This is a genomic window from Xenorhabdus ishibashii (assembly GCF_002632755.1).
Classification (GTDB): domain Bacteria; phylum Pseudomonadota; class Gammaproteobacteria; order Enterobacterales; family Enterobacteriaceae; genus Xenorhabdus; species Xenorhabdus ishibashii.
In genome coordinates, this window is record NZ_NJAK01000003.1 from 14,226 (window position 1) to 27,828 (window position 13,603).

17 protein-coding genes and 1 pseudogene are annotated in these 13,603 nt (G+C 34.1%); 6 read left to right on the plus strand and 12 right to left on the minus strand.

Annotation, left to right across the window (positions count from 1 at the left end; genetic code table 11):
• The first annotated feature begins 17 nt into the window (after positions 1 to 17).
• A complete protein-coding gene (locus Xish_RS17760; protein WP_099119156.1) occupies positions 18 to 254 on the plus strand; it encodes a hypothetical protein in 237 nt (78 codons plus the stop codon).
• Positions 255 to 518: 264 nt separating this feature from the next.
• Here Xish_RS17760 and Xish_RS17765 read toward each other — a convergent pair whose 3' ends face one another.
• The 7 genes from Xish_RS17765 to Xish_RS17795 form a co-directional block, all read right to left on the minus strand.
• Entirely contained in the window at positions 519 to 848 is a 330-nt protein-coding gene (locus tag Xish_RS17765) for a hypothetical protein (protein ID WP_099119157.1), read from the minus strand.
• An 85-nt stretch (positions 849 to 933) separates the two neighbouring features.
• Entirely contained in the window at positions 934 to 1,281 is a 348-nt protein-coding gene (locus Xish_RS17770) for a hypothetical protein (RefSeq protein WP_099119158.1), read from the minus strand.
• A gap of 50 nt (positions 1,282 to 1,331) precedes the next feature.
• On the minus strand, positions 1,332 to 1,760 hold the full coding sequence (locus tag Xish_RS17775) for a hypothetical protein (protein WP_099119159.1): 429 nt from the start codon (positions 1,758 to 1,760) through the stop codon (positions 1,332 to 1,334).
• Positions 1,761 to 1,976: 216 nt separating this feature from the next.
• Positions 1,977 to 2,168, minus strand: a complete 192-nt coding sequence (locus tag Xish_RS17780) for a hypothetical protein (protein WP_099119160.1) — start codon at positions 2,166 to 2,168, stop codon at positions 1,977 to 1,979.
• A gap of 243 nt (positions 2,169 to 2,411) precedes the next feature.
• Complete coding sequence (locus Xish_RS17785; protein WP_099119161.1) at positions 2,412 to 2,831, minus strand: type II toxin-antitoxin system VapC family toxin; 420 nt, start codon at positions 2,829 to 2,831, stop codon at positions 2,412 to 2,414.
• Positions 2,828 to 3,055, minus strand: a complete 228-nt coding sequence (gene vapB / locus Xish_RS17790; protein WP_099119218.1) for a type II toxin-antitoxin system VapB family antitoxin — start codon at positions 3,053 to 3,055, stop codon at positions 2,828 to 2,830. Before vapB ends, Xish_RS17785 begins: the two co-directional genes overlap by 4 nt.
• Positions 3,056 to 3,345: 290 nt before the next feature.
• Positions 3,346 to 3,942, minus strand: a complete 597-nt coding sequence (locus Xish_RS17795) for a recombinase family protein (protein ID WP_099119162.1) — start codon at positions 3,940 to 3,942, stop codon at positions 3,346 to 3,348.
• A gap of 262 nt (positions 3,943 to 4,204) precedes the next feature.
• Between Xish_RS17795 and Xish_RS17800 the strand changes: the two are divergent.
• Positions 4,205 to 4,630 (plus strand): annotated as a pseudogene (locus Xish_RS17800) (DNA-binding protein); the annotation flags it as partial.
• Positions 4,631 to 4,993: 363 nt separating this feature from the next.
• Here Xish_RS17800 and Xish_RS17805 read toward each other — a convergent pair.
• Complete coding sequence (locus Xish_RS17805) at positions 4,994 to 5,371, minus strand: helix-turn-helix domain-containing protein (RefSeq protein WP_167383300.1); 378 nt, start codon at positions 5,369 to 5,371, stop codon at positions 4,994 to 4,996.
• A gap of 418 nt (positions 5,372 to 5,789) precedes the next feature.
• Positions 5,790 to 6,113 carry a hypothetical protein gene (locus Xish_RS17810; RefSeq protein WP_099119164.1) on the minus strand — a complete coding sequence of 108 codons (324 nt, stop codon included), beginning with the start codon at positions 6,111 to 6,113 and terminating at the stop codon, positions 5,790 to 5,792.
• 107 nt (positions 6,114 to 6,220) lie between these two features.
• Between Xish_RS17810 and Xish_RS17815 the strand changes: the two genes are divergently transcribed.
• Complete coding sequence (locus Xish_RS17815; RefSeq protein ID WP_099119165.1) at positions 6,221 to 6,628, plus strand: hypothetical protein; 408 nt, start codon at positions 6,221 to 6,223, stop codon at positions 6,626 to 6,628.
• Positions 6,629 to 7,230: 602 nt separating this feature from the next.
• Here Xish_RS17815 and Xish_RS17820 read toward each other — a convergent pair.
• The 3 genes from Xish_RS17820 to parM form a co-directional block, all read right to left on the minus strand.
• Positions 7,231 to 7,578 carry a hypothetical protein gene (locus tag Xish_RS17820; protein WP_099119166.1) on the minus strand — a complete coding sequence of 116 codons (348 nt, stop codon included), beginning with the start codon at positions 7,576 to 7,578 and terminating at the stop codon, positions 7,231 to 7,233.
• Between the two features lie 455 nt (positions 7,579 to 8,033).
• Positions 8,034 to 8,573: a hypothetical protein gene (locus Xish_RS17825; RefSeq protein WP_099119167.1), complete on the minus strand. Its 540-nt coding sequence runs from the start codon at positions 8,571 to 8,573 to the stop codon at positions 8,034 to 8,036.
• A 119-nt stretch (positions 8,574 to 8,692) separates the two neighbouring features.
• The gene (gene parM / locus Xish_RS17830; RefSeq protein WP_099119168.1) at positions 8,693 to 9,556 is read right to left on the minus strand and encodes a plasmid segregation protein ParM domain-containing protein; all 864 of its coding nucleotides are present in this window, start codon (positions 9,554 to 9,556) and stop codon (positions 8,693 to 8,695) included.
• 654 nt (positions 9,557 to 10,210) lie between these two features.
• On the opposite strand from parM, the gene parA reads away from it, so the two are divergent.
• From parA to Xish_RS17850, 3 genes are all read left to right on the plus strand, one after another.
• Entirely contained in the window at positions 10,211 to 10,837 is a 627-nt protein-coding gene (gene parA, locus Xish_RS17840; protein ID WP_099119170.1) for a ParA family partition ATPase, read from the plus strand.
• Positions 10,834 to 11,067, plus strand: coding sequence for a plasmid partition protein ParG (locus Xish_RS17845; protein ID WP_244186231.1), 234 nt, complete (start codon positions 10,834 to 10,836; stop codon positions 11,065 to 11,067). Before parA ends, Xish_RS17845 begins: the two co-directional genes overlap by 4 nt.
• A gap of 566 nt (positions 11,068 to 11,633) precedes the next feature.
• Positions 11,634 to 12,716, plus strand: coding sequence for a Replication protein (locus tag Xish_RS17850; protein WP_244186233.1), 1,083 nt, complete (start codon positions 11,634 to 11,636; stop codon positions 12,714 to 12,716).
• Positions 12,717 to 13,603 lie beyond the last annotated feature (887 nt).

Below are 13,603 nucleotides of genomic sequence, written 5' to 3' on the forward strand. Positions count from 1 at the left end.
GTTTTTCAGGAGCTTTCATGCGAAAATCAGTAGACGAAAAAGGGTTTTTATTTCTTGATTGGAATGATTTTTTTGAATTTTTCAGACGAACAGTATCATTGTTATCATCATCGGTAATGATTGTTTTTCTTTCTTCCTTTATGTTGTTTTTTATTCAAGATAAATTAGGGAATGATTCAATCCCATATTATATTATTATTATTTTAATTGGTTTTATTTATCCAGTTGTTTTTTTGCTGTTTTGTTTGATTTAAATAAAACAAATTTTGGGTTTAATTTGACTTTCATACTAAAGTCGATTGTTTTTATTACCCATGCACTTTTATTTATTGCTATTTTATACGTGGGTTTTTTAAATGCGGTTAATTTATATAGTAATGTTTTTAGTAAAATTTGAAATGGGTATAAGTGGCAAATAAAGTATTGCTACAATGGCAACAAATAAATAAAGTGTTTTAATTAACCACTTTATTTATTTGTTCTTTTATTTAAAAACTTATGATTATTTTGCCTAACACTTATAAAGTGCTATTTTTGAATTCTGAATCAAAGAATTTCTTTACCCTATTTATAATCATTGGTTTTATCATATTTTCCCAACGATTAACTTCTTTTTCAGTAGCCCATGAGGGGTTGTCTATTTCATCTTGTATTCTACTAGGAATGAAATTTTCAAGAAGCTCAATAAATTCTTTCGCTGAATTAATATTACCATCGTATTTATGCAGTAGTTCAGAAACAAAACTACGAGCTTCATGGTTAAAATAATTTTCGTCTTCTTTTTTAGGAAACAAAGCATTACCTAATTTACTTTCGTATGATGAATGAAATTTTTCAGTATTCCCCATAATTATATTCCTAATAAATACGTTGCGTTATTGTTTATAACAATTTCAATGGATATTTAACAAAAAGTCACTAGTTGGTTGTTGGTTATTCAGACAGTAAATCTCTTGTAGCCTCTTCTAATTCTTTTAGATCTATTTCTCCAAAGGCGTGACCTAATCTCATAGCAATATTAGGTCTTTTCTTTAACATTAACCACCCCATTGCACCAGCACAATAAGATTCTTTCCCCGAAGCATGATAAACGCTATTTTCGTCAAAATATCCTCCTGTAGAAAATGTTGTTTCATGACATTCAAATACGTGCTCATCATCCTCTAATAATTTCTTTTTGATAGAATCTAGTCTTCCCTCAGATAAAATAAAACGGGTTTCTTTGAGGAATGGACAGTTAACACAAGGTTTTTTAACAGCAAAAAGTTTCTTTAACTTCATTATTTATCTCCTCTATAAATATATACTTACCATATATTGTTTGTTTTTAATTATTCTGAACGATATTCTATAATATGTTGTTCAATAACTTCTCGATCTCCAGCAATATATTTAGGCCATGAGTTTATGTCATCTAACATTTTTATAATAATTTTCTCAAAACCGAATTGATCAGCCGTGATATCAATAATGATTGATACAGGTGAGTTTTTAACTTCACACCAGTAATGCCCATGTCCTCCTTTTTTAGTAAATAAGCCTCCATCACTCAAACCATCCCCACCACAAACTTTAGATTCAAATCCGGCGCGCTCTAACATGAAAGCAAGAAGCAGGCTAGCATGTAAGCATGTTCCTTTCGTGTTTCTCAATGAGTTGAAGTCTAATAAATGATCAAATAATTGCCTTGCATAATGAGTTACTTCATAAATTTCTATAGGAATGTCTTTAGAATTTTGTTTTTCTAGTTTTTTCATCATGGTTTTATCCACTCTGGCGTAAAATCTTTGATGTAAAATTGGAGATATGCTTCATATCTCCAGCAATTCATAAATTTTATTTTTTAAGACATGCTAATAATACTTTTTAGGCATGAAGATTATACCCATTGCTATACAAAAAATCATAAGGAATGGCAGTGTTTTTACAACATATAGACTGCCATTTTAAAAAAATACCCGTCGAAAGTTTTTATATTATTCTTTCTTTGGTTTTTTATAAAATGGGCTTGCTTTGTTATCGTCTCTTATTTTTTTACCAACTTTGTAAATTTCATAGACACCAATAAATGGTAGTGTCATAGCGCCAAATATCAAGTTAAACAACGAAAAAAACACTCGCCAAATCGATACACCAAGCCCAACTAAAAAATTAAATATTATATTCATTAGTTTATTACTCCTGAGTTTATTGTAAGTATTCAAATAAAGAATAGATAAAAATAACCAATCCAATGATTGCAACCATAGAGCAAGCTACAAGTAATGATGTTTTTAATCTAGGTTTATGTTTTCGTAATTTACAAACAATATAAAAAATTAAAATGCTTATAAAAAATAGAGTAATAGGAGAAAAACTATCAAGATTATCTTTATATAATAAAAGGAAGTCATTCATTTTTATTTTATCTTCTAATCAATTATCCAATCTGAAATTTTAAGTCTCTCTATGCGAGAAAACTCATGAATATTGTTTGTCATTAATATTGCATTCACAGCGATAGCATGACCCGCGATAGCACTATCATTGTTACCAATAGGTGTTCCTGCGTCCGATAAACATTTTTTCACCATCATTGTTTCCTCGACTGCTGCTTTATCCCAAGATAGAACGGCATCGAGACGTTCACAGAAAGCATTTAGTAAATCAACATGTTTAGTTGATACTTTTTTACCTACTGCCCCGAAATGCAGTTCTGCGTAAGTAATTGCAGAAATAACAATTGAGTGATGTTTCATTACAGATTCTTGCAATTTTTCAAGCAAAAATTCAGGTTGTTCCCGCATGATAAAAGAGCATATATTAGTATCGAGCATGATTATTTTATTCACAAAATAACCCGTCCATCATCAATAACATCAATGCGCTCAATTAAAAAATCATTATCGGCTTTTTCCTCATTTTTGAAGGAAAGCCAATTAGGTTTAGCGGGGCGTAAAATAATGCTATCACCCTCACGTCTGATCTCTAATTCATTCACGCCCTCAAAATCAAAATCTTTCGGTAAACGCACAGCACGGTTATTACCATTTTTAAAAATGGAAACAGTTCTTATTCCCATAGTATCGACCTCATTTTTATGCTCATTACATATAAACAAGTATATGCCAATATATATATATGTCAACATATCCATATGCTGGTATATGTGATGGATATCATTATTTTTTAGTTTCGATTACTTTTTTAAAAAATATGGAATCCCATTGTCCAATTGATAAGGATAAGGCTTACAATCGAGAACGCATATTACTTCTGATAAAATAATTTCAGAAGCTGATAGCACGGAATGCAAAGTTGAGGATGAATATTTAAAAATATTCAGTTGATTCCAGTTTAAAGCCTTTATTTTTTTCCTTTCGGTTCAGCATTTGCAGCCCTTACTCTCAAGATCGTCTGCCTTGTCGTATTAAATTCACGGGCAGTTGCGCTAACGCTGTGCCCTGTTCTTAAACGTTCGATCACTATTTTTTTTTGTGCTTCATTTAGTATTGGGGGGCGACCAAAGCGTTTGCCTGCGGCTTTAGCCCGCATAATACCTGCATGAGTGCGTTCAATAAGTAAATCACGTTCAAACTCAGCCACGGCAGCAATAACCTGCATTGTCATTTTTCCTGCTGAACTGGTCAGATCCACACCGCCAAGAGCCAGGCAATGAATCCGAATTTCTCTTTTTTCCAAATCTTCGACTGTCCTCCTGACGTCCATTGCGTTGCGTCCCAACCGATCAAGTCGTGTAACAACCAAAATATCGCCTGCTTCCATCCTATCCAGCAATCGATTAAAAACCGGACGTTGATAAGCTGTTACCGAACCACTGATACTTTCTTCCATCACTCGATGTGCCTGAATATTAAATCCCGCTGTTTTAATCTCCTGTCGCTGATTTTTTGTTGATTGTTCCAAAGTGGAAACTCGGCAATAAGCAAAAACTCGTGACATGATACATTTTCCTGTCCGAAATGGATGTACGAATTATAACAGATGTACGATATTAAATCAGCTTGCTTTCGTACATATCAGTTCCTATCTGTCCGAAATGGTTCGCTTTCGGACAATTGAGTGCATCCGACTTTTGACATTTCGTGCAGACGTCTTCTGAAAAAAAAGTGACGTTGTCACATAATTAATTGGTTTGTTAGTTTATTGTTTTATTAGTTTGGCGTATAATTAACAAACAACTCATCGCAACGGAAATAGCATCATGCGCCCAGCAACGTTTGAACCACAACAAATTATTGAGGCAGGATTGGCATTGCAGGTCGAAGGAAAAAGTATTAACGGATTTGCGTTGCGAAATAAAGTTGGCGGTGGTAATCCTGCGAGATTAAAATAAATATGGGATGAGTATCTTTCCGCTCAGATGGAAGTTACGGCAGAACCGGCAGTTGAACTGCCCGTGGAAGTAGCTGAGGAAGTTAAAACAGTATCGCCAGCTCTGGCTGAACGAATCAATCAGCTTGCTACAGAGCTGAATGACAAGGCCGTAAAAGCCGCAGAGTTGCGCGTTTTCGAAGTCACTCGTGCAGCAGGTGAACAAACAGCACAGGCTGAGCGAGAGTTAGCTGATGCTGCGCAGACCGTGAATGATCTAGAAGAACGGCTGGATGTATTGAGTAATCAGTATAATATCAGTTGCTCGACTTGACCCAGACGGATTTCGAGCAATAAATACATTTATAGATAGTATAAAAGATGACTACGAAAGAACATAATTGTGTTTATATAAAAAATTTATGAACGGGCTTGAGTATCAAGCCCTATACACAAACCATCAGCTAAAATTCATGTAATGGTATGAATTATATCATTAAAATAAATTCAATGCTATATATTAAAGAGAATTACTATTTATTGAGTAATACTGAGTGACGTTTTTTTATATCGAGGGGATAGCGAAAGGATTTATTTGGCTGCAACTCTCAAAAAGAAAGATATCAAAATTTAGCTTAATGGACAATTTAAATTACATGTACCCATGGAAAAATGGAGCTTACGCTCCTTTTTCCAATTTTAATATTTCGCCTTGTGTTATTTCTAATACTGTTTTCAGGGCTTTTTCATATTGTTGTATTCTTTCTCTGGCTATCGATAACTCTTCTTCTAATTTCGTGTTGCCTGTCCGGTGTAAGTTTAAAACTTGTTCAGCAAAGAAATCTTTTTCATCTTCTATATAAAAATAGCATAAGGGAACATCTAGGATTTTAGCCATCTCATGAGCAGTTTTGTATTCAGGTGAAACAATCCCACGCTCATATCGGGATATAGTGACTTTCGCTACATCCTCATCCTCAAAGCCTAATTTTTCACCTAATTCTCTCTGAGAAAGTCCCTGAGCTTTTCTAGAATCAGATAGTCGTTTTTTATTCATAGATATACATTTTTTATTCATAACATGGGTATTACGTTAGCTTGACTATTTACTATCACTATCACAAAATGAGCACCAGAAACACAAAGTGTTTACCTTGATTATTGGGTAAACAATATATGATTTCTAAAGTGATTTTCCATTGGTAACATCAGGGAATTATAACATTTGATATTAGAATAAAATAATAAATAATAAACAAGACTCGATGCAATTCCCCTTTTAAAACCCGTAAAAGGGGATTTTTTTGAAAAATCCAACTGAAAATGTGTTTTTATGGAGATAAACTATTTTACTCACTGTGATACATGTGATCTTCTTACTGAAAAATTCAAACAATTTTCATGGAATAGAACATTATCGGAATTGAAAAAAGAAGTGATGGATCTTGTTAAATCATTTGAAAATGATAAATATACTATATTGACGTTGCATATTTTAAATGCATTGGTTGTTCATTCTCTAAATCTTCGTAATTTCTAGCTCCAGTTAACCACATTGCTGAACGAGACGCGCGCGTCTCAATTTCCCACATTTCGTCAGGTTCAAAGATAACAGCTTCTTCTGTTTCAACTGCTCTTTTTGGTTCTTCTGGAACAATACAGGGTTTGCTAAATATCCAGTTTTTTGCTTCTTTTCTTGTATGAAAAAGAAATCGATAGGTAACACAGTCAGTGGTATCACGGATACCATACAAACTTAATCCATCTTGAAACTTAACTACGTAAATACTATGTGACATATGATCTCCGATACATATATTAAATAATCATTAAATTAAATATCGCAAAAAATCAATTGGTTATAGTATAATAAGTGTTTAATTAATTAAACAGGAATAAAGTAAGTATGAAAAAAACGGATAATGGAATAATGTATATTGCAATGAATATTATTGGTATCTTTCTTCTAAGTATCTTCATGTTACATGAAGTAACAAAAAAACCACTAACAGAAATCATTAACACATCTTCATCTTTAGGTGTCTTTATAGTAGCAATTTATTCAATGATTATAACATTACTCGGTATCATTTATTCGAAAAAAAATATTGCGGTGATACAGGTCAGTGGATCTTATTTTCGTGTTCCCTGCATTGGTGAGTTTGTGACATGGAAAAAGTCAACAGGCGAAATACTTAAAGGCCAGATAGCCAAAATTTATGATGATCAACGTTGTGCGATTAACATCATGGATGCTGAGGGTAAAATTAACCAGATGGATATTTCTGTTAAAGAGATACATCCATTAGAGTGATATCTAGCTTCTGTTTATAAATTATCACAAATACAGATAACGCTACGTGAAAAACACGGAATAAACTCCGTGAAATCTTACTGGATTTTGCGTAGCGCCACCATCTTTTAGCTCAGGGTGTAAGACAGAACAACCACAAGATTACAAATATTAGACTTATTATCAATCAGTTGTCACTTTGAGTAATAACTTTCACTCGATATGCTAGATCCCTGACCAGAATTTATATCTACATTTAATATGATTAACGGTGGAATTAAAATCGCCAGAGAAAATATTAAAAATAGAATTTTTCTTCTTATCTTTTTAGCTTTATACACACCATAAATACATCCTAACCCTCCAATAACGCAAGGAGGCCATAAGATATAGCCAGTTATTACGACATAAGCATAAAAACTGTATTTTAAGAAAAGAATAATATCCATAAATTAATGTTCACCTAATGATGAATACTTTATTCACCAAGATTAACAGGTATCCAACCAATAAATTCATAGGGAATGATGATCTATCCCCTATAATTAAAGTTATAACTGATATTCGGTAGTCGTATAATGTACAACTTACCGATATAGTGTGTGATTTTATCGAATATTAATTTACAATATTCTTGCATCCACCCACTCAGTATGACCACGGCGAAGATCACAGCGGAGATTGTGATTCATTCCTTTAATAACCATTCCGATAGAGTACGTTTTTTCACCATCCGTACAAGTGGGATTTGAATTGCCTTTTTCTTTTGCTTGCAATTTGGTTAACTCTGATCGCATGAACTTCAATTCAATCAGAATATCAATAAGAATACCTGTATCTACCTCAGATTTCACCGTTTGAATCGCTTTCTTAGCAGCTTTATCACTATCGTTAGGTGTTTGCGTCGCGTGAGCATTGATGCTAGAAAGTGACAACACAGAGACGATCAAAGGCAAAAGTATTTTTTTCATTAATTTTTCTCTAAAATTTTATTTGTATGGTTAGCGGTAATATTAGTGTTAATAATTTAAAATTCCTAGTTAATTATTTTACCATAATATCATATTCATATATAATCTGGTTTTAAATTTTTCTGATTGGCGTGACATAACGTGAACCCGCTGAGAAAATGATTGTAATTAATTTTTTATATAAAATTAATTGGATATTTTGTTGGTGTGCCAGTTAAGATCAATAATGTCGCTGATAAAAATATCAGAAAAAATAATAACACTCTAAAAGTAGATTTATGTTTTCCCGTTTTCCCGTGTTGAACAAAGTAGTACAGTGTTAATCCATAGATGATAACTTGTGTAACTATCAAAAATATAAACATGTTCACTCCAATTTTAATCTAAAATGCTAAAGGAGATATTTTAAATTCTCGTCTTTAGCATTTTAGACCCTAAATAAGATTATCGCATGGTTATCTTTTTTTACCGAATATTTTCTTAGCGTTACTGACAACATCATTATCTGGTACTTTATATTTTTCGGGTTGCGCGTTCACTGGATTATTCGGTTTTATCGCTATCACATGATCTATATTGTTTTCCTTATCACCTAGTTGTTTTCCTTTCAGTGCCCTCACCTGCGTTGTTAAATCAGGTGTTTTTAATGATTTTTCATATTCGGATTGTGTAATTGCAATCCAATCAGACCACGGATGGTTAGGCTCTAACGTATTTACGACTCTTTTTTGCCAAGCCACATTTTCATAATGGTTGCTATCGTTTTTATTGATAGCATCAAGCATTGCTTTGATATCATCAATGTTGCCTGAGTTTTGTAGTAAGGCATTGAGTATTGTTGGTAAGCTATTGTTTAACTTGTGCAATCTGAGAGTTAGGGATATTGAATCCCTAACAGCTTGAGTTCTATTTTTTTCATTACTGATAAATTCGAACAACTCATTTTGTTCAGCATTATCGGTATTCAAGTAAAAAAATAGTTTTTTATTGTTCATTATTATCTCTTATTCAGTGTGAATCATGTGCAACGCCATCACTAGCGCAAGTTGTGGCGAATCAAGCTTAACAACCTTATCACCTAAATATTCCCAGTGCTTTTGTAGATGAGGATAGATTAATTCTGCCCCCCCCCTGTGATATAAATCCTCTGAAAACCTTCATAATTTTGTTCTATATGATTAACACATGATTTGGCTAATTTCTTCAAAGAAATTACCAGTTGTTCTTTGATTTTTGGAATCTGTTCAATGTTATTAACCAATGGTGCAATATCTTCATTATTTAACATTTTCCTGATAAAAATATCCGTGTCATTAAAATTCATACAGGTATCTGCTTTTAACAAAGCATTAGAAATTTCTTTTATTAATGATTGAGTACCAATGTTGTGAGCACCAGATACTTTAATTACATCCTTAAATTCCCCCATGATTAAACCGCAGTCTAACGTTGTACCGCCCAAATCTAGAATGAGTGATTTTTCATAGTCTAATATATGTGTTTTTTCTAACTCAGGGACGAGAGCTGGTATAGATTCAGGGTAAACATATACATTATTAAATGTGAACACGTTGCCTTTATTCAATGAAATTTTTCTCTTGATATTTTTGATTTTATTCTTAATATTTTGTGTATTTTCTTGAGAATCAGAATCGTAATATTCAGAGATAGGTAATGTGACAACAATATCAATCAATTGTGGTTTGAGACCTGATTCTTGTAGCGCCTGCTGAATACCTAGTGCATTGATGCCATTGTATTGATATCTAATATTCGTTGTTACTTCTATTTCATGGCTGTTTGGTGAATAAGAATATCTTTGATCTTCTAGTAAATAGTTATAGCTTGTTATACCGAAACCACTAGATTTCCAAGATGACGTAAAACCATTTGTAATCACACTGGTTTGCAGTTTGTTATTTGTATCAAACCAAGATAATTTTGTTGCTGTAGAACCATCATCACAAAATACGATCATTTTATAAACCTCATTTTATTAAGTTGAATATTTTGATACATAGTGTTAATTGCAATTTAGTCTTCTTGCACATTTCCTAATTCATCAATAGCTGTTTCTATTGAGCTTACTGAATCAGATATATTGCTTATGCATTCTTGTGTGTGTTCACCCTTTTCGCTTTCTTGTCAACGTTCATTTTTTCATCGAAATATCTTTCCTATGAAGTCAGAACACTGCATCAGTGTTACTTATTAATGACACCTTTTAAACTAAAAAAGGGAGTTTAATGTAACCATAAAATAATTAATATGGTTACATGATATCACCATTATTTTATATATCAAGGTTAAAATGGTGGTTTTGTGGTGTCTTTATTTTTTATAAAATAGAAATAAGGTAGTGATATGTTACTGTTTTTTTGATCTTAATGGTGTTTTTTAGGAGGGCGAGATTATGTGATTATGGTTGACAAATTTCAGGGGTATGCTTCAATCATTACAGGATTACAGGATTACAGGATTACAGGATTACAGGATTACAGGATTACAGGATTACAGGATTACAGGATTACAGGATTACAGGATTACAGGATTACAGGATTACAGGATTACAGGATTACAGGATTACAGGATTACAGGATTACAGGATTAACCGAATCAAAGAGGTCATTGTATGAGTCAGGTTATTTCATTTTTAAACGGCAAGGGCGGAGTTGGTAAAACAACATCTTCGATCAACATAGCTACAGCTATTGTAAGAATGGGGCATCGCGTTGTTGTTGTGGATACTGATCCCCAAATGAGTATAGGGAATTGGTATGAAGAAGAAAAATGTGCTTTTGAGGTTGTTGCAGCAAGTTCAGAGAAAGAAGTTTACTCCATCAAGAAAACCCTTAAATCTTATGACTACATCATTATCGATGGCGCAGCCGCTATCTCAGCGATATCGTCCGCTGCGGTCATGGTCAGTGATTTGGTTATCATTCCGGTAACACCATCTCCGTTAGATTTCGCTGCAAGTACGGCAATTTTAGCTGTTATTGATGCCCGTAACGAATTACAGCCAGTTAAGGCTAAGTTTTTGATTACAAAGAAAATTAATACCGCAAAAATGCTGAAAATTTTAAAAGATTCAATTGAATCAACGGGTGTAAATACGTTAAAAACAGGGATCACACAAAGACAATCTTATATTAAAACGATGCTTGATGGGGGAACTGTCTACGATACCACGGATGGACATGCTAAGGGTGAAATTGACAACATAACAAAAGAAATTATGGAAATTATCAAATCATGAGTAGTCAAAACAAACCATTAATGAAGTTAGGTAAACACAATCAAGTGAGCAAGGCATTAGCGGCTATTCAGCAACCTTCATTACCAACTAAGAAATTGCAGATGAATATACCAGAGGAACTGCATAAGAAATTCAAACTGACGTGTTTAACTCAAGAAATCGACATGACAGGTGTTGTGATTGAACTGATTAAAAATTGGTTAGACGAACAAAATAAGGATGTAATATAATGATTATTATAGATATTTTATTTGGTTCGCAGGAATTGCCATGTCCATATTAGGATTAGTATTTTGGCTTTATACAATCAGAAAAGAATAAATTTTATTCGTAAGCCACAAAATCAAGATGCACAATTTTTTTCCAGAAAAATTGATGAAAAAACGAAATAGTGCAATGAAGCAAATAAATTAAATCTCTGTGACCAGAATGGCAGAATATTTAACTTAAAATTCTTTATGCTGGCTTGCGCTGGAAGATGCAAGCCGCTATTATGAGAGGGTTGAAACTCAGCCAGAATAATTTAAGTTTTTGATGAAACGAGTACCCATAATAAGGTAATAGTGTAGAAAAATATAAACTAAATTAATTTCATCAGAATCTTTGGACAAACAGTAAACACATTTCGCAAGGCGCAGGTGTCCTGTAAAACGCCTGAAAAGACAAACCCCCTGATGCTCCTCAACTTTGGTCGGTAGAGAGCAATCAGGGGGCTAAACTTCCTTGCGGCAAAGAGGATTATAGCAAATGTGGACATCAGATCAACCCCTTCGCCCGACCATAAGTGCGGGAATGGGTGAATAATTTACAACTCGACGAAATTTCTACCTCGATTCCGTGTGCTGAACAACCGCCGATTTCATCAACTGTCCCACGAAATGGAACAAAAACGCACCGTAACCACACACCAAACTGGGATATTAGCATTCCCAATGGTACGCCTGCCCGTCTGTCGCGCACCTTGAAAAGCCATGACTGGCGAAAGGATAGGCAACTTATTGCTTTGCGCCAAACAGGGTATACTCCGTATACAGAACGTAATAATCCGCATTTTGTGCCAAAACCGATGCGAATTACAACTCGTTCTGAAAGTCGTGAAGCTTTAACATCATTGTCACTGGCGTTGGTAGCGTATGCAGACTTTTATCCATGCCGTGATCACCTGTTTGAAGTTATGGCGTCTATTGAGGTAATTGCTGCTGCGATGGGTGTGTTGCATATCTATGATAATGGACGCAAAGCCTATGATGTAACACTCCATGCACTTTCTGTCCTTGAACAACTTGGACATCTCATTGTTCATAGAGATAAAGATCTCGATACAGGGCAAAACAAACCGATGCGTATCTGGCTCACACCCTCATTTTTTACGTCTAAAGGTATTCCAATTGAAGAAATACGGCGTAGTCTGGTTAATTTTCAAAACTGGGCTATCAAAAGTGGCCAACTAGAATCACTGGATAAAAAATACCAGCGTCACTTATTGCGAATGGAAAGGCTGGGTATTGATATAAAGAATAAACATGCTTTGCGCCAGCTACTGAAAAAGATTAAACGCTCAGTAGTTGCTCAGGATTTACAGGAACAGAAAAACGAAGCTCTGAGACACATCAAAGACAACATTGAGACTTTGGATAACCAAACGGAAAATCTGGAAGCCGAACTTGATGGAACGCGGCGTTCAGTGGCGAATCTACGTAAAAAGGACAAATCAGATTCAATCTACTGGAGTATGTTTGTCGAATGGCAAAAAACAACAACACCGGTTGCTGTCCATTATGCAAAAAACAAATTAAAAGAGCTGAATCCTTACATAAGCGAGTACTCAGAACAATTTTACCGACTGTTACTTGAGCAAGAAGGCATCATCCTTACTTAACTAAATACTTCTTTGATGATTAATCCGAATAACCGTGCCTAGCGCGGTTTTGGTGTTTCACTCGATGATAAATCTCGATTGCTTCTTACTCGTTTCACCCATCTATTTCTATCTCTTTTTCGAACTTGTGCATCTGAAATCGATTCTCTACTTAAAATTTGCCAAGAGGTATAAAAATAAAGCCATTAACTTCGAATCAGTGGTTTTAAATTTTATTAATTTCGAAGCTTATTTCTGAACAAAAAAGCCCTTTAAAAAGGGAATGGCATGGAGTTGGCCTAAAGGCAACAACTCCGAATGTTAGCACTCTTCACTCTGTTCAGAGCTAAACAAAAATACTACATTTATATCAATGAAAATTTAATCTTCTTTACCTGTAGCTATAGCACTAGCCGTCTCAGTAAGTCGCCCGCTATCCGCGTCCGACTAACTCGCAGATACATTCCGCTTAACAGCGGAATCACTGCGTAAGAGACTCACGAGACTTCATCATTAACTTGAGTAAATATGGCTTTGCAGGGAAGAGGGGGGTTGTGCTTTATGTAAGGCTCTCAGTCGCATTTTCAGATATGCCTTACGTCATACCTTCAAATGCTCTGTTTCGGGGCGTATCGGCTATTGTAGTTTTTTTTAGCTATATTTCGCCCCTTATATTTGCTACGCAAATAAAACAACATTTTTTATTAACATTCAGTTATAATATTTTACGGATTTTAGTACCATAATTTAAAACCATTGATACCTTATTCCACGATTCAAAAATCCGATTGTTTTAAATATTAAGATTAAATAGTCCCAATTTCGATTTTTGATAATTTATTAGTTTGGTATCCTTGTAAACAAGGGATATTTTTATCCTAAAACGGTATTAATCGCTCCAAATACGT